Annotated in this window: 24 protein-coding genes; 10 read left to right on the forward strand and 14 right to left on the reverse strand. The window is 64.0% G+C overall.

Features of this window, described 5'->3' with window-relative positions:
• Positions 1-27 precede the first annotated feature (27 nt).
• A complete protein-coding gene (locus tag PQ627_RS11620; RefSeq protein ID WP_144661902.1) occupies positions 28-333 on the forward strand; it encodes a hypothetical protein in 306 nt (101 codons plus the stop codon).
• Between the two features lie 37 nt (positions 334-370).
• Here PQ627_RS11620 and trhA read toward each other — a convergent pair whose 3' ends face one another.
• A complete protein-coding gene (gene trhA / locus PQ627_RS11625; RefSeq protein ID WP_274261132.1) occupies positions 371-1012 on the reverse strand; it encodes a PAQR family membrane homeostasis protein TrhA in 642 nt (213 codons plus the stop codon).
• A gap of 107 nt (positions 1013-1119) precedes the next feature.
• Here trhA and PQ627_RS11630 point away from each other — a divergent pair, with 107 nt between their 5' ends.
• Both PQ627_RS11630 and PQ627_RS11635 read left to right on the forward strand, forming a co-directional pair.
• Positions 1120-1923 (forward strand): isoprenyl transferase, encoded by an 804-nt coding sequence (locus PQ627_RS11630; protein ID WP_144661904.1) that lies wholly within the window; start codon positions 1120-1122, stop codon positions 1921-1923.
• A gap of 237 nt (positions 1924-2160) precedes the next feature.
• A complete protein-coding gene (locus tag PQ627_RS11635; protein ID WP_144661905.1) occupies positions 2161-3555 on the forward strand; it encodes a PhoH family protein in 1395 nt (464 codons plus the stop codon).
• A 57-nt stretch (positions 3556-3612) separates the two neighbouring features.
• Here PQ627_RS11635 and PQ627_RS11640 read toward each other — a convergent pair whose 3' ends face one another.
• Positions 3613-4257: a GNAT family N-acetyltransferase gene (locus PQ627_RS11640; protein ID WP_274261136.1), complete on the reverse strand. Its 645-nt coding sequence runs from the start codon at positions 4255-4257 to the stop codon at positions 3613-3615.
• A 33-nt stretch (positions 4258-4290) separates the two neighbouring features.
• A complete protein-coding gene (locus PQ627_RS11645; RefSeq protein WP_274261138.1) occupies positions 4291-5052 on the reverse strand; it encodes a hypothetical protein in 762 nt (253 codons plus the stop codon).
• 61 nt (positions 5053-5113) lie between these two features.
• Between PQ627_RS11645 and PQ627_RS11650 the strand changes: the two genes are divergently transcribed.
• Both PQ627_RS11650 and PQ627_RS11655 read left to right on the forward strand, forming a co-directional pair.
• A complete protein-coding gene (locus tag PQ627_RS11650; RefSeq protein ID WP_274261140.1) occupies positions 5114-5665 on the forward strand; it encodes a prepilin peptidase in 552 nt (183 codons plus the stop codon).
• A 65-nt stretch (positions 5666-5730) separates the two neighbouring features.
• Positions 5731-6204 carry an NUDIX hydrolase gene (locus tag PQ627_RS11655; RefSeq protein WP_144661909.1) on the forward strand — a complete coding sequence of 158 codons (474 nt, stop codon included), beginning with the start codon at positions 5731-5733 and terminating at the stop codon, positions 6202-6204.
• Between the two features lie 19 nt (positions 6205-6223).
• Here the strand turns inward: PQ627_RS11655 and PQ627_RS11660 are convergent, their stop codons facing one another.
• From PQ627_RS11660 to PQ627_RS11680, 5 genes are all read right to left on the reverse strand, one after another.
• Positions 6224-7819, reverse strand: a complete 1596-nt coding sequence (locus PQ627_RS11660; protein ID WP_274261142.1) for an MDR family MFS transporter — start codon at positions 7817-7819, stop codon at positions 6224-6226.
• Positions 7816-8502 carry a TetR/AcrR family transcriptional regulator gene (locus PQ627_RS11665; protein WP_274261144.1) on the reverse strand — a complete coding sequence of 229 codons (687 nt, stop codon included), beginning with the start codon at positions 8500-8502 and terminating at the stop codon, positions 7816-7818. Before PQ627_RS11665 ends, PQ627_RS11660 begins: the two co-directional genes overlap by 4 nt.
• A 117-nt stretch (positions 8503-8619) precedes the next feature.
• Positions 8620-10047 carry a class II fumarate hydratase gene (locus tag PQ627_RS11670; RefSeq protein ID WP_274261146.1) on the reverse strand — a complete coding sequence of 476 codons (1428 nt, stop codon included), beginning with the start codon at positions 10045-10047 and terminating at the stop codon, positions 8620-8622.
• Between the two features lie 87 nt (positions 10048-10134).
• Complete coding sequence (locus PQ627_RS11675; RefSeq protein WP_144661913.1) at positions 10135-10749, reverse strand: carbonic anhydrase; 615 nt, start codon at positions 10747-10749, stop codon at positions 10135-10137.
• A 9-nt stretch (positions 10750-10758) separates the two neighbouring features.
• Entirely contained in the window at positions 10759-11466 is a 708-nt protein-coding gene (locus PQ627_RS11680) for a DUF4245 domain-containing protein (protein WP_274261149.1), read from the reverse strand.
• A gap of 201 nt (positions 11467-11667) precedes the next feature.
• Between PQ627_RS11680 and glpX the strand changes: the two genes are divergently transcribed.
• Positions 11668-12690, forward strand: a complete 1023-nt coding sequence (gene glpX / locus PQ627_RS11685) for a class II fructose-bisphosphatase (RefSeq protein ID WP_186313628.1) — start codon at positions 11668-11670, stop codon at positions 12688-12690.
• A gap of 376 nt (positions 12691-13066) precedes the next feature.
• On the opposite strand, the gene PQ627_RS11690 is transcribed toward glpX, so the two are convergent.
• Genes PQ627_RS11690 through PQ627_RS11710 form a run of 5 tightly spaced genes read right to left on the reverse strand, consistent with a single transcriptional unit; the run spans position 13067 to position 18697 of the window.
• Positions 13067-14002 carry a lipid II:glycine glycyltransferase FemX gene (locus PQ627_RS11690; protein WP_144661915.1) on the reverse strand — a complete coding sequence of 312 codons (936 nt, stop codon included), beginning with the start codon at positions 14000-14002 and terminating at the stop codon, positions 13067-13069.
• Positions 14003-14005: 3 nt separating this feature from the next.
• On the reverse strand, positions 14006-15256 hold the full coding sequence (manA, locus tag PQ627_RS11695) for a mannose-6-phosphate isomerase, class I (RefSeq protein WP_274261152.1): 1251 nt from the start codon (positions 15254-15256) through the stop codon (positions 14006-14008).
• A 41-nt stretch (positions 15257-15297) separates the two neighbouring features.
• A complete protein-coding gene (locus PQ627_RS11700; protein WP_274261154.1) occupies positions 15298-16938 on the reverse strand; it encodes an LCP family protein in 1641 nt (546 codons plus the stop codon).
• An 11-nt stretch (positions 16939-16949) separates the two neighbouring features.
• The gene (gene purE, locus PQ627_RS11705; RefSeq protein ID WP_274261156.1) at positions 16950-17513 is read right to left on the reverse strand and encodes a 5-(carboxyamino)imidazole ribonucleotide mutase; all 564 of its coding nucleotides are present in this window, start codon (positions 17511-17513) and stop codon (positions 16950-16952) included.
• On the reverse strand, positions 17510-18697 hold the full coding sequence (locus PQ627_RS11710) for a 5-(carboxyamino)imidazole ribonucleotide synthase (RefSeq protein ID WP_274261157.1): 1188 nt from the start codon (positions 18695-18697) through the stop codon (positions 17510-17512). Before PQ627_RS11710 ends, purE begins: the two co-directional genes overlap by 4 nt.
• 179 nt (positions 18698-18876) lie before the next feature.
• Here PQ627_RS11710 and PQ627_RS11715 point away from each other — a divergent pair, with 179 nt between their 5' ends.
• A complete protein-coding gene (locus PQ627_RS11715; RefSeq protein WP_144661919.1) occupies positions 18877-19443 on the forward strand; it encodes a GtrA family protein in 567 nt (188 codons plus the stop codon).
• A 36-nt stretch (positions 19444-19479) separates the two neighbouring features.
• On the opposite strand, the gene PQ627_RS11720 is transcribed toward PQ627_RS11715, so the two are convergent.
• Positions 19480-20175 (reverse strand): TIGR03089 family protein, encoded by a 696-nt coding sequence (locus PQ627_RS11720; RefSeq protein WP_274261159.1) that lies wholly within the window; start codon positions 20173-20175, stop codon positions 19480-19482.
• 375 nt (positions 20176-20550) lie between these two features.
• On the opposite strand from PQ627_RS11720, the gene PQ627_RS11725 reads away from it, so the two are divergent.
• Genes PQ627_RS11725 through PQ627_RS11735 form a run of 3 tightly spaced genes read left to right on the forward strand, consistent with a single transcriptional unit; the run spans position 20551 to position 26205 of the window.
• A complete protein-coding gene (locus tag PQ627_RS11725; protein ID WP_144661921.1) occupies positions 20551-21096 on the forward strand; it encodes a WhiB family transcriptional regulator in 546 nt (181 codons plus the stop codon).
• Between the two features lie 11 nt (positions 21097-21107).
• A complete protein-coding gene (locus PQ627_RS11730; RefSeq protein WP_274261161.1) occupies positions 21108-24476 on the forward strand; it encodes a glycosyltransferase in 3369 nt (1122 codons plus the stop codon).
• The gene (locus tag PQ627_RS11735; protein WP_274261163.1) at positions 24469-26205 is read left to right on the forward strand and encodes a DUF5719 family protein; all 1737 of its coding nucleotides are present in this window, start codon (positions 24469-24471) and stop codon (positions 26203-26205) included. The genes PQ627_RS11730 and PQ627_RS11735 overlap by 8 nt, the downstream gene beginning before the upstream one ends.
• Positions 26206-26208: the final 3 nt, after the last annotated feature.

The following is a 26208-nucleotide window of genomic DNA, read 5'->3' on the forward strand; positions in this document are numbered from 1 at the left end:
GCACCAGCTCCCATAGAAGGTTTGACCGTGCACCACTTGATTCTCGCCCTGACCGTCACTCCGTCGCCCGATCCCACGGGCACGCTGCGGCCTGGCCTGTCCGAGGATCAGGTGACGCCGGGTACTTGGGGCTTTGTCCTCACGGCCTTCATCGTGATCCTCACGACCTTCCTGATCGTGGACATGGTCCGCAGGATCCGGCGCGTTCGCTACCGTGCACAGGTGGAGGAGGCCCGCCTGGCGGCTGAGGCCGGTGGATCTTCCGAGGACGGTAACCCGGGTGGGGCGGGCGGCCCCGCCGACGGGAACGACGACGGCGGCCAGGCTCGCTGAAGGCGGCGCGGGACAGTCCTGGGCCGAGCGCCCGGGACTAGCTCAGTACCGCCATCATGATGGCGATGAAGTGTGCCGCGAAGGCAAAGACTGTAAACGCGTGGAACAGCTCATGGAAGCCGAAATGCTGCACGCTGAAGTTTGGCCTTTTGAGGGCATAGAACACGGCGCCGGCAATGTATAAGGCTCCGCCGACGCAAATGAGGACCGCTGCAGGGGCGTTGGCGGCGAAGAACTGCGGCAGGTAGAACAACGCGCCGCACCCGAGGGCGATGTACACCGGCACGTAGAGCCAGCGCGGGGCGTGGGTCCACAACACGCGGAACAACACCCCGATGATTGCTCCGGACCACACCAACCAGAGCAACGTGGTGGCTTCAGGGCGTTCCAGCAGGGACCAGGCCAGCGGTGTGTAGCTGCCGGCGATCACCAGCATGATGTTGGTGTGGTCCAGGCGCTTGAGCAGCATGCGGACCTTGGGGGACCAGTTTCCACGGTGGTACACGGCGGAAACGCCGAACAGCAGGAAGCCGGTCAGCGCGTAGATGGCAGAGGTGATTTTGCGGTCCGGGCTCGGGGCAACTGTCACGAGGACGATCCCTGCTGCAAGGGCGAAGGGGGCGGCCACCGCGTGGATCCACCCGCGCCAGCGGGGCTTGGTTTCGAGGAGCTCGGCCATGTTTCAAGAGTAACCTACGTTTCGGTAGGTTACTTCTGGGTAACAAGCGCCAAGCGGTTTTTGACTGCCTGCTGCACCGGCTCACCATGTTGGGAAGGTAGCCTTGGATGTGCGTCGTCGTACAAGCAAGGAAGTCAGGTGAGTGTCCGGTGGAGCTGCCCGGTTTCCTCTATGGCTTCTATGAGCGCAAACTCCTGCGTTCCCTCCAGCAGGACCAGATCCCACGCCACATCGGCGTGATGGTGGACGGCAACCGCCGCTGGGCGCGCCAGTTCAATGCCCCGACCAGCCAAGGACACCAGGCTGGGGCCGACAAAATCCATGAGTTCCTGGGCTGGTGCCAGGAACTGGGCGTCAAGGTCGTCACGCTCTACATGCTCTCCACCGACAACATGAACCGGTCCGGTGAAGAGCTGGACCTGCTCATGGGCATCATCGCCAACACCATGGACCGCCTGGACGAAGACGAGGACGTGTCCGTCCACGCCATGGGCGCCCCGGAACTGCTCCCGGACTATCTCGCCGAGCGACTGAATAAACTCACGTCCCGCACGCCGGTCCATGAAAAGATCCACGTCAACGTCGCCGTCGGCTACGGTGGCCGTCGCGAAATCGTCGACGCCGTCAGGGAACTTCTGCACGACGCCGCCTCCAAGGGGCGGACCATGACAGAAGTTGCAGATGAACTTTCGGTGGACGACATCTCCCGCTTCCTCTACACCCGCGGCCAGCCGGATCCGGACCTCGTCATCCGCACGTCCGGTGAGCAGCGGCTCTCCGGCTTCCTGATGTGGCAAAGCGCCTACAGCGAGTTCTATTTTTGCGAAGCGTTGTGGCCTGCTTTCCGCAAGGTCGATTTCCTGCGGGCCTTGAGGGATTACGCGGGCCGGCAACGCCGCTTCGGAACCTGATCACGCGCCGGTTCACCGAAAATTAACGAGCCCGACACGCGACTTGCCGGGAACGGATTGCGGAAATGAATGTGTCGGGGATTACGTTAATCCCATCAGCAGGCAAAACCGCCCGCTGATCGGGGAGGCCAGTATATGGAGCGGAACATCGCACCAGTTACATGGGAGGCCACGCCCGGCCTTCCGGCCGAGCCGCTTCACCATTAGGCCGGGCGACCGCCCGGGGCTGGAGTCGATGTGGCTATTTCTGAGCAACTGCCCGCAATGGTTTCCGACGGGGAAAGTGCAGCTACCTCTCGCGCCAAGCGGGTCCCACAAAAAGCGCGGGCGGCAACGTCCGCCACGGGCCGCAGCTATGTGATCGATACCTCCGTCCTGCTTTCCGATCCCCACGCATTGTTGCGGTTCGCCGAGCACGAGGTCATCGTTCCCATCGTGGTTATCAGCGAGCTCGAAGGAAAGCGCCACGATCCCGAATTGGGCTATTTCGCCCGGAAGGCCTTGCGCCTCCTGGACGACCTCCGCATCGAACACGGAGGACTGGACCGGGCCATACCGCTGGGCAACGATGGCGGCCTCCTCCGGGTGGAAATGAACCACATCTCACCGGACGTCCTTCCCGCCGGTTTCCGCGGGGGCGACAACGACAGCAGGATCCTGGCTGTGGCCAAGAACCTCGCCAACGAGGGCCACAACGTCACAGTGGTGTCCAAGGACCTCCCCATGCGGGTCAAGGCCTCGGCCATGGGTCTGCAAGCAGATGAGTACCGCAATGAACTCGTCAAGGACTCCGGGTGGACCGGCATGGCTGAGATCGAAGCCAACGACGACGAAATCACCACGCTCTACGGGCACGAACCGGTCTTCATACCGGCGGCGGCCGAACTTCCCGTCAACACCGGACTGGTCCTTCTCTCCAACCGGGGCTCCGCTTTGGGCCGCGTTGGGGCGGATAAGCAGGTCCGTCTGGTCAAGGGCGATCGGGACGTCTTCGGTCTCCACGGGCGCTCAGCCGAGCAACGGCTGGCCATCGACATGCTGATGGATCCTTCGGTGGGCATCGTGTCCATCGGCGGACGGGCAGGCACTGGAAAGTCTGCGCTTGCCCTCTGTGCGGGCCTGGAAGCCGTGCTGGAACGCCGGGAGCACCGCAAGGTGGTGGTCTTCCGGCCGCTCTACGCTGTGGGCGGCCAGGAGCTGGGCTACCTGCCGGGATCCGAGTCGGAAAAGATGAACCCGTGGGCGCAGGCCGTGTTCGACACCCTCGGCGCCCTGGTCAGCCAGGAAGTCGTGGAAGAAGTCATGGACCGCGGCATGCTTGAGGTCCTTCCGCTGACCCACATCCGCGGGCGTTCGCTGCATGACGCTTTCGTCATCGTGGATGAGGCACAGTCGCTGGAGAAGAACGTCCTCCTGACCGTCATGAGCCGCATCGGGCAAAACTCCAAGATCGTCCTTACCCACGATGTCGCCCAGCGCGACAACCTCCGGGTGGGGCGGCACGATGGCGTGGCTGCCGTGGTGGAGACCCTCAAGGGACACCCGCTTTTCGGCCACATCACGCTGACCCGGTCCGAACGGTCGCCGATCGCGGCCCTCGTGACGGAGCTTCTGGAAGGGGCCGAAATCTAAGCTGTTGTTGCCGGCTTGTGGCCGTGGTCCGGTTCGCCGGACCGCGGCCTTTCGGTTTCAAAGCCCCAGGTAGGCTTTCAGTTCTTCGTGGCCCTTTACCTGGAGGGTCCAGTCGGGGCGTTTGAAGGTGGCCGGGGTGAGACGGACCCTTTGGACTTCCTCCACCTTGTCGCCCCAGCCATCGCGGAAGACGCCGTTGGGTTCATAGCCAAGGCTTGCGGAGACACCCAGTGATTTCCCGTTCCAGACGGCTGCGTCGGATTCGGCCACTTCCGCGTCCAGATAGTCGAACGCAAAGCTCACGACGGCGGCACGCATCTCCTTGCCGAAGCCCCGGCCCTGCGCGGACTGCTTGAGCCAGGAGCCGGTACTGACGGTCCTGAGGGTCTTGAAGTTCTTGGCCCCAAGGTCCTGGACGCCCAGGAATTCGTCATCGTGCCAGACCGCGAGGAGGAGGGTCCAATCATCCTTGGTGAAGTTGCCGCGGCAACGCCAGTACCACTGGGCCATGTTGGGCGCCAGCTCGGCATCGGGCATTTCGGCCCATGGCATGCTGAACGGGCTCTTTCCGGGTTCGTGTATTCCGGAGCGGGCCGCGTCAACTGCGGCGGGGATGTCGTCGTCGAGAATCGGACGGACAGTCAACCTCGGGGTGGTGAGGATGAGTCCGAACGGGGGCCATATGTCTGCCAGCGATGTCATCGCCGTAGCCTAACCCGAAAAGCCGGAGCGCCCTCAGGCGGCGGGCCCTATGTCCCAGGGAATGTGGCGGCGGACATCCGTCAGGTTCATGGATTCGGCCAGGAACAGGTCGTCCAGCATGTACTCGTCCACCCCCAGGATCTTCAGCCAATGGCCCACGCCGGACGTATCTCCGTCCAGGCTTTGACTGGCAACGCAGACCCCGGTTCCGGCGTCGATCCTGATCAATGTCCTTCCGGGGTGGACCAGGGGGTGGGCGGGATCCGAGGGTACATAGGTCCTGCTGGGAGTGACGATGGTTTCCAAGGCTGGACGGCCTTCGTGGTCCACTGAGCGGGGCTCTTCGAAGAAGACGCGGTTGGTGTCGGGGAACTCGAGGGGAACGGGAGAATTTCCGGCCAGCTCAACGGGATCCAAGGCTGCGGCGAGGCGACCATTACCGAAGGAAGGTTCTCCGTAGAGAGCCTCGGGACGGCGTCGGACCAAGCCGGCGTCGTCATAGACAGGCGTCACCAAGTGCGCGGGAAGCAGCCAGGAGCGCCGTGTGGCGCTGACGTACATGTCATCCCGGGAGTCGTTGATGCCGGTGGTGCTGTGCAGTAACTGCCCATCGCTTGTCTCCAGGCGGAGGGCTCCAGGGCGACGAAGCCAGGCTCTGACAATGTCGGCTCCGGTTCCAGGCCGCTCAAGGTACTCAAACCGCAGGGTTGTCCACTTCCATGGCGAAGAGCGGCATAGATTCCGGAATGTGGAGGACAAGTCAAAACCCGGTACATCTGCACTGTAGCGCCCCATATCCACAGTGTACCCAGACGTTCAAGCGGGCTGGACGGGCAAATCGGGGTAGCATCCGAGGGTGATCCGCCGACTATCCGAACTCTGGCCAGGCAGCCCTTTGGCGTTCTGGCTGCTGGCGGCTGCGTGCCTTTACTTCGTGGTGATGGCGGTCAGGCTCACCGTCATCGACATCAGAAGCCACCTGCTGCCGAACCGTATCGTGCTTCCGTCCTACGGCGTGGCGGGAGTGTTGTTGCTGGCCGCTGCTGTGTCGGAGGCCGTCCCGGATGCGGGAGAGGGACACCCGGCCACGGCGGCACTGTTCGGAGTGCCGGGCCTGGCAGCACTGGCCGGCGGCGCGGTTCTGTGGTTCTTCTATTTCGTGCTGCGGTTCATTCATCCGCCTGGGATGGGCTTTGGCGACGTGAAGCTGGCCGGAGTGCTGGGGCTTTACCTTGGTTACCTCGGCTGGAGCCACGTCTTCGCGGGCACTTTCGCGGCGTTCCTCCTGGGCGGGCTGTGGAGCCTGGCAGTCCTGGCCACGCGCCGGGGGACACTTCGCTCAGCAATCCCCTTCGGCCCCTTCATGCTCGCCGGAGCGGTCGCGGCAATGGTGCTGCTGCCCGCATGAGACTAGCCTGTCAGCAAGGCTGCAACAGCGGCAGGATCGATCTTTCTTGTGAGGAACGCTGACTCATGGGTGCACCGGATTTCGTGCTGAAACTGCGGGAGAAGATTGGACATGACCCTCTATGGCTCCCGGCCGTGAGAGGAGTGGTGTTCGACGACGCCGGCAGGGTGCTGTTGGGCCAACGAGCCGACAACGGACACTGGGCCCTCATCACGGGGATGCTTGAACCCGGCGAGCATCCGGCGCCGGGGCTCGTGCGTGAAATCTTCGAGGAAACAGCAGTAGTTGCAGAGACCGAGCGGATCGTCGGCGTCGGCGTTGTTGGTCCGGTGACGTTTCCCAATGGTGACGTCTGCGACTTCCTGGACATCATCTTCCGCTGCAGGTATGTCTCCGGGGACGCCAGGGTCAACGACGACGAGTCCCTTGCGGTGGGATGGTTTGCTCTGGACGAGCTTCCCGACATGAGCGCCGGGAACCTTGAAGCCATCCGGCTTGCCACAGAGCCCGAGGGCCCCGTGGCGTACCAGACTGAGTAGCGCGGGCTCAGCAACCTGCCTAGCGGCGGGCCGCTTCGAGCTCTTCGGCTTCGGCACCGCCGATGGCTTCGCCACGGGCCACCATGCCCGCAGTATCGGAGAGTGGAATCTGCTTCAACGTGATCGCCAGGATCAGCGCAATGGCGATGAACGGAACCAAGTACCAGAACACCGGCGCCAAGGAGTCGGCATAGGCGTTCACGATCGCGTCCCGCAACTGCCCCGGCAGTTGTGCCAGTGCCTGCGGGTCCAGGGTGCTGGTGGACTGGGATGCTTGCTCGGCTGATGCCCCTGCGCCCGTGAAGGCTTTGGTGAGCGATTCGGCCAGGCGGTTGGTGAAGATGGAGCCAAAGACAGCGACGCCCAGGGAGGCACCTACTTCGCGGAAGTAGTTGTTGGTGCTCGTTGCCGTGCCGATCTGGTCAGCCGGTACGGAATTTTGCACCACCAACACGATCACCTGCATGATCAGGCCCAGCCCGGCACCAAAGATGAACAGCTGCACGCAGATCATCCAGATAGGTGTCTCGGCGGTCAAAGTGGTCAACCAAAGCATGGCCAGGATGGTCAAGGCCGCACCCATGATCGGGTACAGCTTGTACTTGCCCGTCTTGGAGATCCGGATACCCGAGAAGATTGAGGTACCCATAAGGCCCACCATCATCGGGAGCATCAGGAGGCCTGACTCGGCGGCGGAGGTCCCGGAGGACATCTGCAGGAACGTGGGAACGAAGGCGATGGCTGCGAACATGCCCAGGCCCAGCGTGAAGCCGATGGCCGTGGCGTTGATGAAAATGGGGTTCTTGAACAGGCTCAGCGGAATGATGGGGTCCTCGGCACGGCGCTCAGCCATGACGAAGGCGAACGCGGCGAGGACCATGCCGGCGCCAAAGGCCCACGTCAGGGGTGAATCCCAGCCTTCGTCCTTTTTGCCGCCGAAGTCTGTGAAGAAGATCAGGCAGGTGGTGGCTGCGGAGAGGAAGATGACCCCCAGGATGTCGATCTTCTTTTCGGCTTTCTTGTTCGGCAGGGTCAGGGTGAACCAGGCCGTGATGAACGCGGCGATGCCGATGGGGATGTTGATGTAGAACGCCCATTCCCAGGTGAGGTGGTCAACGAAGAAGCCGCCCAGCAGGGGACCGGCTACAGCCGAGAGACCGAAGATGGCGCCCAGCGGGCCCATGTACTTGCCGCGTTCCTTGGCCGGAACGATGTCGGCGATGATGGCCTGCGAAAGGATCATGAGGCCGCCGCCGCCCAGTCCTTGGATGGCACGGAAGATCACGAAGCCCCAGAAATCGGTGGCAAAAGCACAACCGACGGATGCCAGTGTGAACAGTGCGATGGCCACGAGGAACAGGTTCCGCCGGCCAAGGATGTCGCCGAACTTGCCGTAGATGGGCATCACGATGGTGGTGGCCAACAGGTAGGCAGTGGTGATCCAGGCCTGGTGTTCCACACCGCCAAGCTTTCCGACGATGGTCGGCATCGCCGTGGAGACGATGGTCTGGTCCAGGCTGGACAGCAGCATGCCTGCGATCAGCGCGGAGAAGATGATCCAGATTCGTTTCTGGGTCAGCAGCAAGGGTTCTGCTGCCTTCGAGAGTGTACTCATGCGGGGTCCTTCGGGGTTTCAAGGGGGTTGTTGCCCAGTTGGTGGTTCGTGGCCAGCGGCTGGGCAAAGAGTTTCCGCGCGGCATTGAGGTTTTGTTCGAGGATCCTGCGGTAACTGCGCGTGTTGTCCTCCGAGAAGAACTGCTGGGCCGTCTTCTTGGAAACCGCACCGAACAGCACTGTTGCTGTCATGACCTCGGGGTGTTCGGGGTTCAGGCCTTCGCGGGCGGCCACCAGTGCGGCAAATTGCCGTTCCCGGGCCTCCCCTTCGACCGTGAGCCGTGCAAGGAGTTGAGGTTCGGCCGTAACGGCGGCAATGAACTGCTGGACTTCCGTGCGGCTGATGGACGAACGCTCCATGAGCGTCACGGTAAGGACGTGCAGTGCTGCCAGGAGAGTGCCCGAGATGCTGCCGGGTGTGCGGGACGGGTTCTCGTTGAAGGCCTCCAGCACGTCCTCGGGAAGTTCATCCGAGAACGAACCGATCACGGCGTCTTCCTTGGTGTGAAAGTAGTTGAAGAAGGTCCGGCGCGAGATCCCGGCTTCTTCGCAGACTTCCTCCACGGTGAAACCGTTCAGGCCACGGGCGGCCGTAAAAGAACGCGCGACGGCGGTGATCGCCGTCCGCGTCGCGGCCCGCTTGCGCTCGCGCAGGCCCCCGTCAATATTTGCACTATTGCTCACAAAGTAAAGTTTTGCACCCTAGCACCGAAAGTGCAAAGACTCCGGGTACGACGACGGCCGGTACCTTCCGTGCGGAAGGTACCGGCCGTCGTCGTGCTTTGGGTCTTGCTCCGGCGGTTACGCCTTGTGGGCCGGGGACGTCATGGTGGTGACGTCGAGGGCCTTGTCGAGGTCGGCCTCGGACACCTTGCCTTCGCCCTCGCCGACGAAGCCGAGCTTCTCGGTAGCCTGGCGGATGGTCAGGCCCTCCTTGACGGCGATCTTGGCGATCTTCGCGGCGTTTTCGTAGCCGATGTATTTGTTCAGCGGCGTCACGATGGACGGCGAAGCCTCGGCCAGGAAGCGGGCACGCTCGACGTTGGCGGTGATGCCGTCGATCATCTTGTCGGCCATGACGCGGCTGGTGTTGGCCAGCAGGCGGATGGACTCGAGCAGGTTGGCGGCCATGACGGGGATGCCGACGTTGAGCTCGAAGGCGCCGTTGGTGCCGGACCAAGCGATGGCGGTGTCGTTGCCGATGACCTGGGCGCAGACCATGATGGACGCTTCGCAGATGACCGGGTTGACCTTGCCCGGCATGATCGAGGAGCCCGGCTGAAGGTCGGGGATGGCGATTTCGCCAAGACCGGTGTTGGGGCCCGAACCCATCCAGCGGAGGTCGTTGTTGATCTTCATGAAGGAGATCGCGATGTTGCGCAGCTGGCTGGAGCCTTCGATGAGGCCATCGCGGTTGGCCTGGGCCTCGAAGTGGTCGCGGGCTTCGGTCAGCGGCAGGCCGGTGTCGGCTGCGAGCAGTTCGATGACGCGCTCCGGGAAACCAGCGGGGGTGTTGATGCCGGTACCGACGGCGGTGCCACCAAGGGGAACTTCGGCAACGCGGGGGAGGGCTGCGTTGATGCGCTCGATGCCGTAGCGCACTTGTGCCGCGTAGCCACCGAATTCCTGGCCGAGGGTGACGGGCGTGGCATCCATGAGGTGGGTACGGCCGGACTTGACGACGTCCTTGAACTCCGCGGCCTTGCGGTCCAGGGAAGCGGCCAGGTACTCGAGCGCCGGGATCAGGTCGTTGATCAGGGCCGAGGTGGCGGCGACGTGGACGGATGTCGGGAAGACGTCGTTGGAGGACTGCGAAGCGTTGACGTGGTCGTTGGGGTGGACCACCTTGTCGCTGCCTGCGGCGGAGAGGGCGCGGGAGGCCAACTCGGCGATGACCTCGTTGGTGTTCATGTTGGAGGACGTGCCCGAGCCGGTCTGGAAGACGTCAATCGGGAAGTCGCCGTCGTACTTGCCGGTTGCCACCTCATCGGCTGCTGCGGCGATGGCCTCGGCGAGCTCGCCGTCGAGCACCCCCAGTTCAGCGTTCGCCAGTGCGGCTGCCTTCTTCACCCGGGCAAGGGCTTCAATGTGGGTGCGCTCGAGCGTCTTGCCGGAGATGGGGAAGTTCTCCACAGCACGCTGCGTCTGGGCGCGGTACAGGGCGTTCACGGGGACGCGAACTTCGCCCATCGTGTCATGTTCAATACGGAACTCAGTGGTGGAAGTCATGGGGCTAGCTTATGGCGATTGGACGCTTCACAGAAAACCCGCAGGGGAGTGCTACGTGCCCCGGCCAGGTGGCCGGGGCACGGCTTCCTAGAGCTCGCCGATCGCGGAAACAAGGGCCGCTTGGCCCTCGCCGAGTTTGTAGGAAAGGCCGATGACGGCCACACGGCCATCCTCAATGGCGTCCGAAATCACACGCGAGCTGTCCGCCAGCCGTTCAGCGGTCTGCTTGACGTGTTCCACCACCATGTCGTTGACGTCTTCCTGGCCGTTGCGCTTGGCCGTGAGGACCGAGGGGGTGATGCGTTCGACGAGGTCGCGGATGAAGCCCGGCGGCATTTCACCCGTTTCCACCGCGCCCTTGGTGGCGGTCACGGCGCCGCAGCTGTCGTGGCCGAGGATGGCGATCAGGGGAACCTTGAGTTCGCTGATGCTGTACTCGAGCGAACCCAGGACGGCGTCGTCGATCACCTGTCCGGCTGTGCGCACCACGAAGGCATCGCCCAGGCCGAGGTCGAAGATGATCTCTGCGGCCAGGCGTGAATCCGCGCAACCGAAGATCACGGCGAAGGGGTTCTGGCCCTCGAGCAGGGACGAGCGGCGGGAAGCATCCTGGTTGGGATGCCGGGATTCGCCGGAAACAAATCGTTCATTGCCCTCGCGGAGGCGTTGCCAGGCCAGGGCTGGAGTCAGTTTAGTAGGCACCTTATTACTTTACGGTGCAGGTGTTGCGGGCTGTGAAACTGTTGCGCTGCTTTGAGCGGACGATGACGCGGTTGCCGTGCCCTGGTCAGCGGACTTCACGACGGCGTCGGCCAGTTTGGCGAATTCCTCAAGGCTCGCCGTGCCGCTCAGGATGATGGTGGTCCCCTTGTACTCGAGGACCATGCTGCGCTTTTCCTTGCCGGAGTCACGCAGTTCCCAATCCTGCCCGCCGGCATTGCGGGTTCCGGTCACCGGCAGGTTGCCGGTCTGCTGAAGGGTCCACGTGGGGTTGGCTTTGTTGGTCTGGGTGAGGCCGATGAAAGCTTCCTTGGGAGTGAGGAAACCAACCTCCCAAGTGGGGACGCCCGTTCCGCTTCCGGACTCCCAGCGGGCGTAGTTCGGGCGGAATGTGTCGCCGGTATCCGGTGTCACGGGTGTGAATCCCGCCACACCTTCGGCGTTTTTGGCGATGGAAGCTACGTCAATGGCGGGCCTGAAGCCCTCTCCCTTGGGAGCCGGATTCATCAACACGATGGGCAGGAAAGCCAGTACGCAGACCAGAAGGGCGATGACCATGCCAATGACGGAGGCGTTGGCCCGTTTGGCGGCTTTCGCCGCGATGACGGGCTTGAAGGGCGCTTCCTGGGCATTGATGGGGTCGGCCGCCGCGGCTTCAGGTTGATTGCCGGCAGCGGACTTGTCCTGCGTTTCACTCACCACTCAATGATCCCTTATCGGGGCGGGGAACACACATCGGGCAACCTCACCACCGGTATTGCGGCCGGTGGTCATCCAACCACCCTCAGTGGACGTGGCGACTATGATCGTTGGTAGAGGAACCCCGGGTTGCCTTTGTGCAACCTTGCCCGGTCCCGTGAATCGTCACTCGAAGAAGAGGTTCAAGTGTCTCCTGCACCAATGACCCAGCAGTATTCCACGATTTCGCCGTCGCTCGCCGTCGGCATCGACGAACCCGACCGCAACCTTGCGCTTGAACTCGTCCGAGTCACCGAAGCCGCGGCTATTGCCGGTGGCCACTGGGTAGGCTTCGGCGACAAGAACAAAGCTGACGGCGCCGCCGTCGACGCCATGCGTTCATTCCTTCACACCGTCCACTTCAACGGCGTCGTGGTGATTGGTGAAGGCGAAAAGGACGAAGCCCCCATGCTGTTCAATGGCGAACAGGTTGGCGATGGCACTGGTCCCGAGTGTGACGTTGCAGTCGACCCCATCGATGGAACCCGCCTCACCGCGCTGGGCATCAACAACGCCCTGGCAGTGCTGGCAGTTGCCGAGCGCGGCTCAATGTTCGACCCCTCGGCCGTCTTCTACATGGAGAAGCTCGTCACGGGTCCCGAAGCTGCCGACATGGTGGACCTTCGCCTGCCCGTCAAGCAGAACCTGCACCTGATCGCCAAAGCCAAGGGCGTCAAGGTCAACCAGCTCAACGTCATGATCCTTGACCGTGACCGCCACCGTCCGCTGGTCGAAGAGATCCGCGAAGCCGGTGCGCGCACCAAGTTCATCATGGACGGCGACGTCGCAGGTGCCATCGCCGCTGCACGTTCGGGCACCGGCGTCGACGCCCTTATGGGCATCGGCGGCACGCCTGAAGGCATTGTTGCAGCGTGCGCCATCAAGTCCCTCGGCGGCGTTATCCAGGGCCGCCTCTGGCCGACGTCGGACGAAGAGAAGCAGAAGGCGATCGACGCCGGACACGACCTCGACCGTGTTCTGTCCACCAACGACCTCGTTACCTCGGACAACTGCTACTTCGCAGCCACCGGCATCACCGACGGCGACCTCCTGCGCGGCGTCCGCTACCAGAAGGACCGTGTCCTGACGCAGTCCATCGTGATGCGTTCAAAGTCCGGCACTGTGCGCTTCGTCGATGCTGAGCACCACGCATCCAAGTGGGAGACGTACGCGCGCAAGGCGTAGTACCTCGGACTTACCGCGCCCTTGGCGCGAAAGGCGCCCCATCGCTCTGCGGCTATCTCCTCGTACCTCGTCGATTTGATGCCGCTGACGCGATGAGGCGCCTTTCGCCATCCGGGTGCGTTGGTGCCGTGCCCCCAGTCCTCGCGCGTTTTGGGTTGTGCCGCCACAACCTACTTTGCCGCCGTCGAAAGCTCGACGGCGGCACCCGGGTGAGTGCCCGACGTCGGCCTTCCCGGGAGCGCGGCGCCGGATGTGCCGTCGCCATCTGCTTTGAAGCCGTGGGCAGCCTGACACGCCGCCACCAGCGGCGTGTCCCGACCCGAGAGCCCGCAAAGTGGGTCGCAGCGGCACGCCACTACACCAATGCCGGGCGCCTTTAGCGGAGCTTGTCGCGGACCTTCCGGGCCAGCTGGTAGGCGCCGTAGCGGAGTTTGTTGACCGGGAGGTCCCAGGTGCCGGGGTAGGAGACTTCGCGGCCGCCAAAGGACTTCTTGAAGGCCGTGAAGCCGGCCCACTTGTGGTCGGGTTGGTCCTCGGGTGCTACGCCCCAGAGATCCACGTGCTTAAGGCCTTTTTCCTTGGCGTCGGCTATCAGCGTGACCAGGAGCGGGATGCCGGCACTGAGTTTGCGGTGCGTGTCATCCAGGGCGGCGTGGGCATAGACCCGGGTGTCTGCGGAGTCGTAGGCGAAAGCGGCGGCGATGGGCTCGCCCTCAAGCTCGGCAATGAACAGGGTTCCGGCGCCTGAGGGCAACAACGACGCCGCGACCTGGGTCAGGTATTCGTCGCTTTGCGGCTTGAAGCCATTGCGCGCCGCCGTCAGGTGGAGGAAGTGCAGCAGGATCGAGATATCAGACGGGTCCTGGGAAGCGCGGAACGTCACGCCCTTTTTGTGGATGTTCCGGTACAGGTTGCGGTTGGTCGGCTTCATGCCGGCCAGGACATCCTTGAAATCTCCCTCCAGATCCACCACCCAGCTGAGTTCGGGCTGCTGGTTGACCGGCGCCGGCCGCAGGCCGCGGGCGCGAAGGAGGGGACCGGCGTCGTCCGCTGTGAAACCTGCCGCGGCCGGTTCCATGCGGACGAACACTGCGTGCTCCGCCTTGGCCAAAGCCACAAGCGCTGCCGTGGCGGCGTCAAAGGCTTCCACCGAATCTGCCACCGGTCCGTAGGGGGCATAGATGACTTTGCCCGCCGGGTTCTTTTCCTCGATGGCGAGGAAGCTCCAGCCGGGACCGGATTGTTCGTGGACGCGGCGACCCAGGGAACGCTGGACTGCCGCCCACGCGGGCGTTTGAAGAAAGAATTCCATGCGTCAGTTCCCCAAGCCCGTGGTCACGGCGAAGGCAATGCTGGTTTCGGTGGCACCCTGGACGGGGTGGACGTTGACCGGAGCCTCGATGTCGGGGATGAAAGCGGCGGCGCCGCGACCAAGCTGGAGATCGCTCTTGGGCGAGTCGAGCAGCACGGAACCGGAAACAACGACGACGACGGCCGGCCCCGTCTGCGCCAGCGGCACCGGGGCGGCGTCGGGGGCGAGCTCGATGCGCTGGAGCTGGAACTCCTTGAAGGGCGGGCAGTACAGTTCCTGCCCGAATTCCGTCCCACTGGCCTCGACACGCGGAACTCCGAGAGCCTCGAAACGCACAGTCTTCAGCAGCTCGGGAACATCCACATGCTTGGGGGTGAGGCCGCCGCGGAGGACATTGTCCGAGGACGCCATGACTTCGACGCCCAGCCCGTGCAGGTAGGCATGGACGTTGCCCGCCGGCAGGTAGACAACCTCGCCGGGTTCCAGGGACAAGTGGTTCAGGAGCAGGGAAATGAGGACCCCGGGGTCGCCGGGGAAGGCTTGGTTGATATCGAGCATCGCCGTCAAGGCCTGGCGGTGGGGCTCCAGCGGCGCCCCCGCGGCCAGGACCGCGACGACCTCGTCGATGGCATCGGAGACCGCGCTGCCGCCCTCGATCAGGCGGCTGAAGGCAGCCTTCAGTGCCGTCGCCGGTTCGGCTTGGCCGAGGTCGGAGACGACGTCGGTGATCACCTGCGGAACGTCGACTGCAGCGGAGTCCAGGACATGGGCCAGGTGCTCGAAGATGCCGCGGGAATCAGCAGGGGAGCGGAAGCCGCACAGCGCCTTGAAGGGCGTGAGGGCAAAAATCATTTCCGGCTTGTGGTTGTCATCGCGGTAGTTGCGGTCTGCGGCGTCGGGGGCGACCCCGGCGGCATTCTCCCGCGCAAATCCTTCGCGTGCTTGTTCGAGGCTCGGATGGACCTGCAGGGACAGCGGTTGTTCTGCCGCCAGGAGCTTGGTGAGGAACGGCAGGCGGGGACCGAACTCGGCGAGGCTTTCCGATCCGAGGTTACGCTGTGGGTCGGAGGCGATCAGGGCGTCCAGGGGCTGGGTGACGCCATTGGGGTGGATGGCCGTGGAGGGGGAGTCCGGGTGGGCTCCGATCCACATTTCTGCCTCGGGACCGCCTGACGCCTGCCGCCCCAGCAGCTCGGCGATCGCCGTCGTCGAACCCCACGCGTAGGGTCGCAAAACATTCTCAATCTGGTACACGAAAGAAAGTCCTTATCGTTGCGCTGAACGTGGGGTGGAACTTACAGGGGTGCGCACTGGCCGTTGGTGGCCACGAGGTCGCGGATGCCCTGTTCATCGCCTTGGGCCTTGAGGCCGTTCAACAATTCGATGGTGATCGGCGTGCCGTCCGGGGTGGTGGTCACAGGAGTGAAGTCCGCCGACGGTGAAGGCAGCTGGCTCGCAGGCGCCAGGGCGCTGACAGCTCCGGCGGCCATGACAGCTCCGGCTCCCGCCGCGGCACCGCTGCTGCCGGAGGGCACGACGGCGTCACTGGCCTTGGGGCTGTTGCTGGAGGGAGTCAGCAGTTCCTGGACCTTGGAGTGGATCACGTCGAAGTCGGGAACCGTGGAGAAGGAAGCATCGAAATCCGGTGGCCCGATGGTGAGGCGTTTGACCGGCTGGTTCTTGGACTTCAGTGCGAGATCCACGAAGCTGCCCAGCTGGTTGGACGAGATATTGGAATCAACCACCTTGGTTCCGGCGTTGGCGATATCCTCGAACTTGGTCAGGAGGGTGGCAGGGTCCAGCTGCTTGAGCATGGCCTGCTGCACGCACTGCTGCCGCGCGATCCGGGCGTAGTCGTCCACGAATTCCCGGGAACGTCCGTACCAAAGGGCGTGGAAGCCATCCAGGTGCTGGTCTCCGGCAGGGATCCAGCCGTCGGGCATCCCGTGGATGCCGTTGGCCTCGTCGGTGACCGGGCCACTGATCGGTACCCAGCCCCCGGCCTTGATGCGGATGCCGCCCATGGCGTCGATGAGCTTGGCAAAGCCGTCCATGTCCACCAGGACGTATGCCTGGACGGTGATGCCGAGCGTGCCAGAGACTGCTTCCAAGGTTGCCTGGGCGCCGGGGTCCTGGACGCCCGGGTAGAGGTCTTTGTACTTGTTGGTGACCTCGGTATTGACGGCGTTGATGAGGCATTCGTCGCCGCAGTTGTAGCCGTCCGGGTAGATCTTCCGCATGGGCGACCCCTCGCTGAACTGGGCGTTCTGGAGGTTGCGGGGCACGGAGATGATGGCGCTTTCGCCGGTCTTTGCGTCGACGCTGATGACGGACAGGCTGTCCGGACGTCGTCCGGTCCGGTCATCTCCGGCGTCGCCGCCCATCATCAGGAAGTTGTAGCGGCCGTCCACGGGGTCGATGGCTGGACCGGCTTCGAAGATGCTGCCGATCGCGTTACGGCTCACGTTCAGGACATAGGCGATGTAACCGAGCGATCCGCTGGCGAGAATCGTGGCAAGTGCCACTACTACGGCGATGATGGGCCGCATTCCAGGAGCGAGGAGCGTTGGCCTGATGATCCGCAGGGTATTGAGGAACAGATACGCCCAGCCCAGGGCGAGGGCCACCAGGACCACAATGATGAACAGCGACCCGACCGGGTGGGTCACAATGCCCAGCAGCAGCGTCCGGTTGGCCACAGCAAGGACGATGGTCACCAGCGCCAGCGCCCACACTGTGAGCGTCACGCGCAGGGCCAGGCGTCCAAGCTTGCGGTCGCCCGCGACGATCTGGGCACTGCCGGGAACAAAAAGGGTGAGGAGGACCAGCACGAAGGCGCGTTTGGTCCGCACCGGTGCACTGGCACCGGATGGGTAGCGGACTGGATCAGTCAGGGCGGAACCGGGCTGACTCGGGTTCTTCTGCATGGTAGTCATCCGCTGCCTTCCTAGCGGGTGCTCCGTGCTGAAGCGTTGTCCGGGGAGAAGACTTCCTCTACTTTGCGGCGAAGGTTTTCGCCCTTCTTGCTGGCCACATCGTTGAGTTCCTGTGCGAACGCGAGAAGGTCGCTCCGGAGCTTTGCAGCCAATTCGTCGGTGCCGGATGCGAGCATGCGTACGGCCAGGAGCCCTGCGTTGCGGGCACCGGCGATGGACACAGTGGCTACGGGAACTCCGGCCGGCATCTGCACGATCGACAGCAGGGAGTCCATCCCGTCGAGTGTCTTGAGCGGAACAGGAACACCGATGACGGGAAGTGGAGTTACGGAAGCCAGCATGCCCGGCAGATGGGCTGCGCCGCCGGCACCGGCAATGATGACGCGAAGGCCACGCTCATGCGCACTCTGGCCGTAGCTGATCATTTCCGTCGGCATGCGGTGGGCGGAGACCACATCTGCTTCGAAAGGGATGCCGAACTCGGCCAGGGCGTCCGCGGCTGCCTCCATGACGGGCCAATCGGAATCCGAGCCCATGACGAGTCCTACCAGCGGGGCTTGCGGTGTGGTCGTCATACGGTCTCCTCGAGTGGGGTCTGTTCGGGCGTGCGGCCATCACGGATGATGTTGGCCACAGTGGTTGCGCGCTCACGTACGGAGTCGACGTCGGCCACGGAGCTGCCGACGAGGTTGACGTGACCGATCTTGCGGCCGGGGCGAACGGATTTGCCGTAGGAGTGCACCTTCGCGGCGGGCTCGTACGCCAAAGCCGTGGGGAAGGCCTTGAAGAGATCCTGGTTTTCCCCGCCAAGGAAGTTCTTCATGACAACGACCGGAGCCAGGGCATCGGTGGCACCCAGCGGCAGGTCCAGTACGGCGCGCAGGTGCTGTTCGAACTGGCTGGTGATGGAACCATCCTGGGTCCAGTGGCCGGTGTTGTGCGGACGCATGGCCAGTTCGTTGATCAGGAATCCCGCCCCGACGCCCGGAGTTTCGAACAACTCCGCAGCCATCACGCCGGTGACTCCGAGCTCGTTGGCGATGCGGAGGGCGGCTTCCTCGGCAGCGGCAGCGACTTCCACGGCAATATTCTGGGCCGGGGCAATGACTTCGTCGCAGACGCCGTCAACCTGGATGGTGTGCACCACGGGCCAGGCGCGGGACTCACCGCTGGGAGTGCGTGCCACCAAGGCGGAGAGTTCACGGCTGAAGTCCACCTTCGCTTCGGCCAGCAGGGGACTCATGGCCTGGAACCAGTCCTCGGTCTCCAGGGCCTCGGCGGCGGAGTCGACGATCCTGACGCCCTTGCCGTCGTAGCCGCCGCGTGGCGTTTTCAGTACTACGGGCCAGCCGATCCTGTCCCCGAAGGCAACGAGCTCGTCCACGGTGTGCACGGCAGACCATTCCGGGTTGGGCAGGCCCAGCCGGTCGATGGCGGCCCGCATCACGAGCTTGTCCTGGGCGTTGACCAAGGCATCGGGACCGGGCTGAACGTTCACGCCGGCATCCAGCAGGGCTCGCAGGTGCCCCGTGGGGACGTGTTCGTGATCGAACGTCAGAACGTCCAGGCCTTTGGAAAACTCCAGGAGAGCGTTCAGGTCCTTGTAGTCGCCAATGGGGGCGGTAGCCACGGCGGCAACCGCCGAAACGTCCTCGCCTTCGGCCAAAACGCGCAGTTCGAAGCCCAATGCGGTAGCGGGCGGAGCCATCATTCGTGCGAGTTGGCCGCCGCCAACAACGCCAATTACTGGAAAAGTCACAAGGTTCAGCCTACCGAACCAGCGGCAGGATCACTGATTCTGTGGCTCATTTGGGCGCTTTTATCCCCGGTTCTTTACCCTCTATTGGCGTTCTCACAGCGTACTCCCGGGCAGTACGTGGAAATCGGCGCTAAAATGGTCAAGGCCCATCGGCCCACTTTCAACGGCCATGGAGGGTCATGATCACCACACTTGCAGATCGCATCCGCGGACTTGCTTCGCTCTTCTGGCGCGAAGTGGCCAAGTTCGGCGCTGTTGGTGGTGTTGCGTTCGTTATCGACAACGGCCTCACGTACTACCTGATGCACGGCCCGATGACGGACAGCCCGTCCAAAGCGCGTTTTGTTGGTGCCGTGGTGGCAACAATCTTCTCGTGGATCGCCAACAGGTTCTGGACTTTCCGGCATCGCAGGCAGGACAACGTCGTGCGCGAGTTCGTGATGTTCGTCATTATCAATGGCATCGGCATCGGAATCTCGACGGGCTTCACGTTCATTGCCAACTACTGGTTGAACATCACGGACAAGAACCTGCTTTTTGCGGCCGGTGTAGTGGGCATTCTTGTGGCCACGGTAGTCCGGTTCTTTGCCTACCGCTTCCTGGTCTTCAACAAGGAACTGGATCAGGAACCGGAATTTTCGCACGACCACGAACTTCTGGATATCCACCCCAAGGCCAAAGCCGGCGCGGAAGCAGGAGCAGGCAACCCGGCAACCGGCGAGCTTCCCTCCATCAAGAAGCCCTGACGCCCGATACCCCGGGCCGCTGCCGAACGGCTGACACTAGGAGCGGCTGACCCGCTCGTTGTCCAAGAGGTGGTCGGTGACCTCCACGTCGTCGTGGACGAGTACTACGGAGCCGTCCTCTTTCCATGCGCCGAGGGCCGCGGCGAGGCATGATTCCAATCCATCGCCAGTGCGCACCAGAAGCCGGACTGAAGGCTGCTGCGCAGCGGCGAACCCTTCCAGCAGCCCGGAGTGCAGGTGCCCGTCGGAACCGCGCACGGCGGGGCTTCCACCCTCGGGGTCGTCATGTGCCATAAAGACGTCGCCATGGGAGCGGACTTCTGCCGCGTAATCCACGACGCCGGATGGCAGCTCTCCGGGCCAGCGCATCGCAAGTGCCGCGAGCGGCACGGCGACCACCGCATCGAAGCCGGCGCGGGCGCCGTCGTCGGGCTTGTCGGTAACCAGGAGATCTGCGGAGGTGCCGTCCAGGACAACCTCCATACCCAGTTGCCAGGCAGCGAGAGCCCAAACAAAAGACTTCCAGTGGGCCGGCAGGTCCAGGCGGATGGCCATGCCGGGTTCGGCGTCGAGTTCGTCCTGGAGCAGGTTGCTTGTTTTTGCCACCCAGTTGTCCAAAACGCGCCCGGACAGTTCAACGCGCTCGGAGTCGGGGCCGTACCAGGTGAGTCGGGGCGATGTTGAGTGCCCGGACCGGAGGGTGGTCATCAAGTTCACTGCCGGAATGCTCATGGGTCAATCTTGCCACGGCGGTCCCGCGCCACTGCCGGCAACAAGGCGCTGGATGTGATTTGCGCTACAGGCGGGTTTGTCCAGTCGCTGGTGGTGTCCGCCGCGCCTTTGCCGATTCCGCGGAAATTCAACGAATGTTCACACAAGCGATTCAGCGGTCCCGTTTCCCGCTGGTTTCGATTGGGGCAAGGCGCGGGATCTTGGGCGTGGCGCATCCCACTTTTCCACAGCTTCTTGATTATTATCCCGGCGCGGCTTGACTGACTGTAGTTACACGCGTGTAATTAGTAATCAACGCCGCTGCACAGACATCCGGAACACCACCGGGGGTCGGAAATACATCCAAGCAGCAGCTGCAAACTCAGGAGGGACGCCATGGGGCAAGCGTTGCGTATCCAGGAAGATGCAGTCGTCGCAGAACATGCGTCGGTGAAATACCGTTCGCGGGAAGTGCCGGGTGACTGGTACGTGGACCCTGCGGATCCGGAAGCGGCAGACCGTTACAACCAGAATGTGCAGCAGTCTTTGGAGGACCAGGCAACGGCCCTCCTCGCCGCACATGAGGCGTTGATCGGTGACCTGCCGTCTGGCCCGGAAGATGACCTCGACGATCCTCCCATGGAGCTGCGCCGTCCGCTTGAGACGCCCGGCCAGCCCGTCTGGATCGGTCTCCCCGGCCAGGGGGAATTCGACGACGAAGGCGAGCTTGGCTGGCAGACGGACGCGCTGTGTGCGCAGACCGATCCCGAAGCGTTCTTCCCCGAGAAGGGTGGATCCACCAGGGATGCCAAAAAAGTCTGTGGAGCCTGCAACGTGCGCTCACAGTGCTTGGAATACGCTCTGGCCAATGACGAGCGGTTCGGTATTTGGGGCGGGCTTTCCGAGCGGGAGCGCCGTCGGCTAAGGAAGCGAGCGGTCTAATTCTCAAGGAAGTGCACGTTACCGCCGTAGTGGTTTCCCACGACGGCGGTAACTACCTGCCCAGGACATTGGCGGCATTGTCGGACCAGACGCGTTCGGCAGATGCCGCCATTGGCATTGATACAGGTTCCACGGATAACTCCTTGGGTCTGCTCCGCGGTGCCTTCGGCGAAGGCAATGTCACCACCTTCCAGCAAGCGAAGAGCGGCTTCGGCGCTGCTGTCAGCGCGGGTCTTCAGGAGCTTGCTCCTGCAGGGACCCGCTCCGGCGAGGGCCAGCCTGTGGAGTGGATTTGGCTGCTGCACGATGATGCCGCCCCCGCCCCGGACGCCCTGGCAGAGCTGCTGCACGCCGTCGAGCGCGCGCCGTCGGTAACCGTTGCCGGTTGCAAACAGCTCGGCTGGGACAACGGCCGCCACCTCGTGGATGTTGGACTTTCAACGAGCCGCTGGGCCGAGCGCCTGACCCTGATCGATGCCGACGAAGTGGACCAAGGCCAATACGACGCCCGGTCGGATACGTTTGCCGTCAACTCCGCAGGGATGCTGATTCGCCGGGATGTCTGGGAGCAGCTGGACGGGTTCGATCCCGCGCTGCCAGGCAGCGGCGACGACGTCGACTTCTGCTGGCGTAACTGGCTCGCCGGCAACCGTGTGGTTGTTGTGCCCTCTGCCCGCATGTTCCACGTGGAGCACCGCCCCCATGGCTTGGGCACGGCTTCGGCAGCGCGAAAAGCCCAGATCCATCTTCGGCTCAAGCACACGCCGTGGTGGAAGGTGCCGTTCCAGGCTGTTGGTGCCTTCTTCGGAGCTCTCGTCCGGCTGGTCCTGAGCATCCTTGTGAAGGAACCGGGGTACGGCTTCTCCCAGTTCACAGCAACCATCGCAGCATTGATTCGTCCTGTCGCGATTGCCCGGGGGCGCCGCGTCGCCGCCAGGACGCGGCGGGTCCATCGTTCCGTGGTGCGCGGCCTCCAAACGCCGACGCGGGAGGTCCGGGCCCATCGGCGATCCCTGTTGGAAGCCATCCGCCCCGGTGAGGACTCCCAGCCCTCCAGCGATCTCCTGGCTCCTGAGCCCAGCGGCGATGCCGCAGATGACTTCGCAGCGCTGGCCACGAACGAGCGGGGCTGGGTGGGGACCGGCGCTGTTGCCGCAGCCTGCATCGCCCTCGCAGCGGCCGTGGTCGGGTTGCTTGGACTCCTTCGCTCCGGTTCTGTCACCGGGGGAGGGCTCCTGCCTCTTTCGGAATCCCCTGCGGACATCTGGGCCAACGCGTCTACATGGTGGATCTCCCTTGGTGCCGGCTTGCCGGGCCACGGTGATCCTTTCGGCTACGTCTTGTGGATTCTCTCCCTCCTCGGAGGCGGGGACGGGAACGCAGCCATGGCATGGCTCCTCATCCTCGCGATGCCGTTGTCCGCTGTTGGCGCCTGGTTCGCGTCGGGCGCGTTGACCACCAAGCGCCGGTTCCGGACCGTGGCAGCCTTGATCTGGGCGGGATCTCCGACTCTTCTGATTTCCATCAATGAAGGCCGCATCGGTGCCTTGGTGGCCCACCTGATGATGCCGCTGCTGCTGCTTGCCTTGGTGCGGGCATCGGGATCGGCCATCGGGCAGTCGAGGGCACCGTATTCCACGACGTCCCACGCACCCTCCGGTGCCAGACTCGCTCCTGTCCGCAGCAAGCCCGGCATTAATGGGACGCCTTCGTGGACGGCGGCAGCTGCAGCCGGTTTGGCCATGGCTGTGGTCACGGCATCGGCGCCATCGTTGCTGGGTCCCGTCGTCGTTGCCGTTGTCCTGGCTGCCGTGGTGCTGGGGCAGCGCGGCAAAACCATGTGGTGGTCGTTGCTGCCCACTCTTGCTTTGTTCCTTCCCTACGGCCTTTCCGTACTCGACAGGCCCCGCTCCCTGCTGGCTGATCCCGGACTTCCCCTCGGGTTCGATGCCGCCCCGCTGTGGCAGCAATTGCTCGGCCAGCCACTGGCATTCGGGATCGACGGCGGTCTGACCGGACTGTCGCTGTTCGGTCCGGGCCCTGTGCCATGGGCGTTGATCCTGGCCTTGCTCATTGGTGTGCCCGTCGTTCTGCTCGCCGTGGCGGCGTTGTTCGTGCCCGGCAAGCGCACAGCCCTGGCGCGGGTGTTCTGGCTGGCTGCCCTGGCCACCTTGGGAAGCGGCTGGCTCGTGGGGCACGTGGCCACCGGCGTCAACAACAACGTCATAGTCGGGCCTTTTACCGGCCCGGCCGTGTCCGCCTCGGGGATGCTTTTGTTGGCTGCTGCCTTGCTCGGGGCTGAGAAGATCTTCTCCGCGAGCCGCGGAACGTCTGATCCTGGCCGCCGGAGGCTTCCGCTGCGACGCGCTGCTTCGGCCGTCGTGGTGATCCTGCTGGTTGCGGGGCCTTTGGCTGGAATGGGAGCCTGGGCTGCGCAGAACGTCTTTCAACCCTCGACTTCCACGGGTTCCCCGGCGGTCTCCAAAACTCCGCAGTCGGCCGGGTCCCTGGGCGCCCACCGCCAAGTGTGGCCCACCGGGTCCGGCACGCTGCCCGCTACCGCCGTCGATCGCGGCCAAGGGCCCGAGCGTTCGCGAACCCTGGTGATCACCAGTGGCGAGCAAGGCGCCTTCACATCCTCCCTCATGCGCGGAGCCGGAACAACGCTGGACAGCCTGTCCACGATCGCTTCCGCCAGGACCATCATTGGCGCACCGGGCCGGGAAGAACTCACGAGCGATGACTCCGCTACCGCGTCGTTGCGGAGGGCCGTGGCGACGATCGTAGCCAGCACGGGTGTGGATCCCCGCCCCGACCTCGAGCAACTTGGCGCGGGTTTCGTGGTGCTGAAGGCTGCGGACAACGCGGACCAACTGACCGCGAGCAGGATCGACGCCGTTCCGGGGCTCGTTGCCGTCGGTCAAACGGATGCGGGCTGGCTGTGGCGTGTGACGCCGCGCGGCCAAGCGGCGGCCAATGCTGCCGATGCGACGCACCGCGTCCGTATCGTCAACGGACAAGGTGCAACCGTGGGCACGCTGCCCTCCGACGAGGTGGCTGCCAAAGCCAGCGTCCCCTCCGGAGACGACGGCAGGAAAGTGGTGCTGGCTGAACGGTCTGATCCCGGCTGGTCGGCCCTGTTGGATGGCAAGCCGCTGACGGCGACAACATCCGGGTGGTCGCAGGCATTCGACCTCCCGGCCGGTGGCGGCGAGCTTGAAATCCGCTACACGAACCCGTGGGCTGTGTGGCTGGGAATTCTGCAGGTAGTGGTCATCGCCTTGACAGTCCTCCTGGCGATTCCGATGCCGGCCCGCCGTTCCCGCACGGGTATGTCGAGGGATGAAGTCTCCCTCCGTAAGGAGTACAGCAGTGTCTGAGGACCAGAAGAACACGGCCGACGAAGCAACACCGGCGGCTGAGGCGAAGCCGGCCGAGGACCCATCCCGCAGCAAGAAGTCCTCCCGCAGCGAGAGGTCCTCCGGCAGCGACAAGTCGCCGCGCAGCGGGAAGTCCTCCCGCACGAAGGGTCCGCGACGGTCCAACTCGGGCATGGTCACCGGAGTGCTCTCGGCAGTGGTCATCCTGGCTGCCGGCGGAGGCGCTGTGGCTGCCACGTCGATGGTTCCCGGACCCTCCGGCGGTACCGGCACCGACATCCGTCAGGCTGACGTTCCGGCCGGCCGGGCCCTCGGAGTCTGCCCCGAACCGGCACGGCTGGTCAGTGGGACGGTGGTGGGTACGGACGCCGACTTCAGTCCCGTCTCGACCACGGCCTCAAGCGCCCTCAATGCCGTAGTCCTGAGCAATCCCGCTGGAACAGTTCCCGGCAGCAAGGTCACGGCCCTGGGTGGCGGGGCAGTCGCTGAGATTGCGAAGACTCCCACAAGCACTCCAACGCCTACGGCGGGGCCACCGGTTCTTGCAGCAGGTGTGGCGTCGATCAGCCCGGTGACCTCGCCGTCTGTGGTGGAGGCGGCGCCGATTGGAAATGAGCAGGCGACCATGGCCGCCAACCTCGGCTATTCGGCCACGGACGGTGACCTCCGTGGCCTGGCGTCCGCGCAGTGCCAGCCGCCAAGCAATGATTCATGGCTGCTGGGCGCGAACACCTCGGTTGGGCGCACCGCGGTCCTCAACCTGAGCAACCCCTCTGAAACCCCCGCCACGGTGAACCTCGACCTCTTCGGCTACGAAGGCCAGATACAGGCCCCGGGAGCCAGGGGACTGCTGGTGGCTCCCGGAACCACCCGCTCCTTGAACCTTGCGGGGCTGGCTCCGGGAGAATCGCAGCTGGCCGTCCACGTACGCAGCACTGGCGGCCCAGTGGCGGGAACCATCCAGCAAAGTGTGCTGCGTGGGCTCGCTCCCGGCGGAGTTGAATACCTTTCCCCGGGCGACGGGCCATCGAACGTCCAGGTGATGTCCGGCGTCGACATCCAGGATGCGGACGGCGTCAAAGCCCTGTCCGCAAAGTCCGGGTTCGCCGACGCGGTGCCGGCCTTCCAGATCGCCGTTCCCGGTTCAACGGATGCAGTGGTGCAGGTCAGCTTGTACGGCGCCAATGGCGAGCGGAAGCTTCCCAACGGGGGAGTGGTCACGGTCAAGGGTGGTTCCGTTGCCACGATGAATCTTGATGGCGTTCCGGCCGGCAGTTACACAGTCCGTGCCAGCTCCGACGTTTCGTTTGTGGCATCGACCAGGGTCACCCGTGGCGCCAAGGCTGAAGACGCCACGGATTTTGCGTGGTCACCGGCATCGGCGCGGCTGGGTAGCCAGCATTTGGTGGCCGTTCCACGTGATGGGCTGCGCTCCCTGAGCTTTGGCGTTCCCGAGGGCCGCGCCACGGTCAACTACGCTCCGGTCACGGCCGACGGCAAAGTAGGCAAGGCTGTTGACCTTGACCTGGCCGGCGGCACCACGTCTGTAATCGAGCTCCCGGCAAAGTCCGGAGACTCCGTCATAGCCGGATACGTGGTTTCTGCGTCAGGCGATCCCGTCTACGGCGCGATGATTCTTGGAAAACAGGGCCGGAACGACGTGTCCGTGGTGGCGATCCAGGATGCTGCGGCGGGGTTGGAGAAGGTTCCCGTCACAGTCGTCTACTAGCCG

Origin of the sequence: Paenarthrobacter sp. AB444, from assembly GCF_028736865.1 — a bacterium.
In the GTDB taxonomy this organism is placed as follows: Bacteria; Actinomycetota; Actinomycetes; order Actinomycetales; family Micrococcaceae; genus Arthrobacter; species Arthrobacter nicotinovorans_B.

Coding starts and splice junctions, on each gene's coding strand:
- trhA (WP_274261132.1), bottom strand. CDS start 1,012: ATGGCCGAGCTCCTCGAAACCAAGCCCCGCTGGCGCGGGTGGATCCAC.
- PQ627_RS11630 (WP_144661904.1), top strand. CDS start 1,120: ATGTGCGTCGTCGTACAAGCAAGGAAGTCAGGTGAGTGTCCGGTGGAG.
- PQ627_RS11640 (WP_274261136.1), bottom strand. CDS start 4,257: ATGACATCGCTGGCAGACATATGGCCCCCGTTCGGACTCATCCTCACC.
- PQ627_RS11645 (WP_274261138.1), bottom strand. CDS start 5,052: ATGGGGCGCTACAGTGCAGATGTACCGGGTTTTGACTTGTCCTCCACA.
- PQ627_RS11655 (WP_144661909.1), top strand. CDS start 5,731: ATGGGTGCACCGGATTTCGTGCTGAAACTGCGGGAGAAGATTGGACAT.
- PQ627_RS11660 (WP_274261142.1), bottom strand. CDS start 7,819: ATGAGTACACTCTCGAAGGCAGCAGAACCCTTGCTGCTGACCCAGAAA.
- PQ627_RS11670 (WP_274261146.1), bottom strand. CDS start 10,047: ATGACTTCCACCACTGAGTTCCGTATTGAACATGACACGATGGGCGAA.
- glpX (WP_186313628.1), top strand. CDS start 11,668: ATGACCCAGCAGTATTCCACGATTTCGCCGTCGCTCGCCGTCGGCATC.
- PQ627_RS11690 (WP_144661915.1), bottom strand. CDS start 14,002: ATGGAATTCTTTCTTCAAACGCCCGCGTGGGCGGCAGTCCAGCGTTCC.
- PQ627_RS11700 (WP_274261154.1), bottom strand. CDS start 16,938: ATGACTACCATGCAGAAGAACCCGAGTCAGCCCGGTTCCGCCCTGACT.
- purE (WP_274261156.1), bottom strand. CDS start 17,513: ATGACGACCACACCGCAAGCCCCGCTGGTAGGACTCGTCATGGGCTCG.
- PQ627_RS11715 (WP_144661919.1), top strand. CDS start 18,877: ATGATCACCACACTTGCAGATCGCATCCGCGGACTTGCTTCGCTCTTC.
- PQ627_RS11720 (WP_274261159.1), bottom strand. CDS start 20,175: ATGAGCATTCCGGCAGTGAACTTGATGACCACCCTCCGGTCCGGGCAC.
- PQ627_RS11725 (WP_144661921.1), top strand. CDS start 20,551: ATGGGGCAAGCGTTGCGTATCCAGGAAGATGCAGTCGTCGCAGAACAT.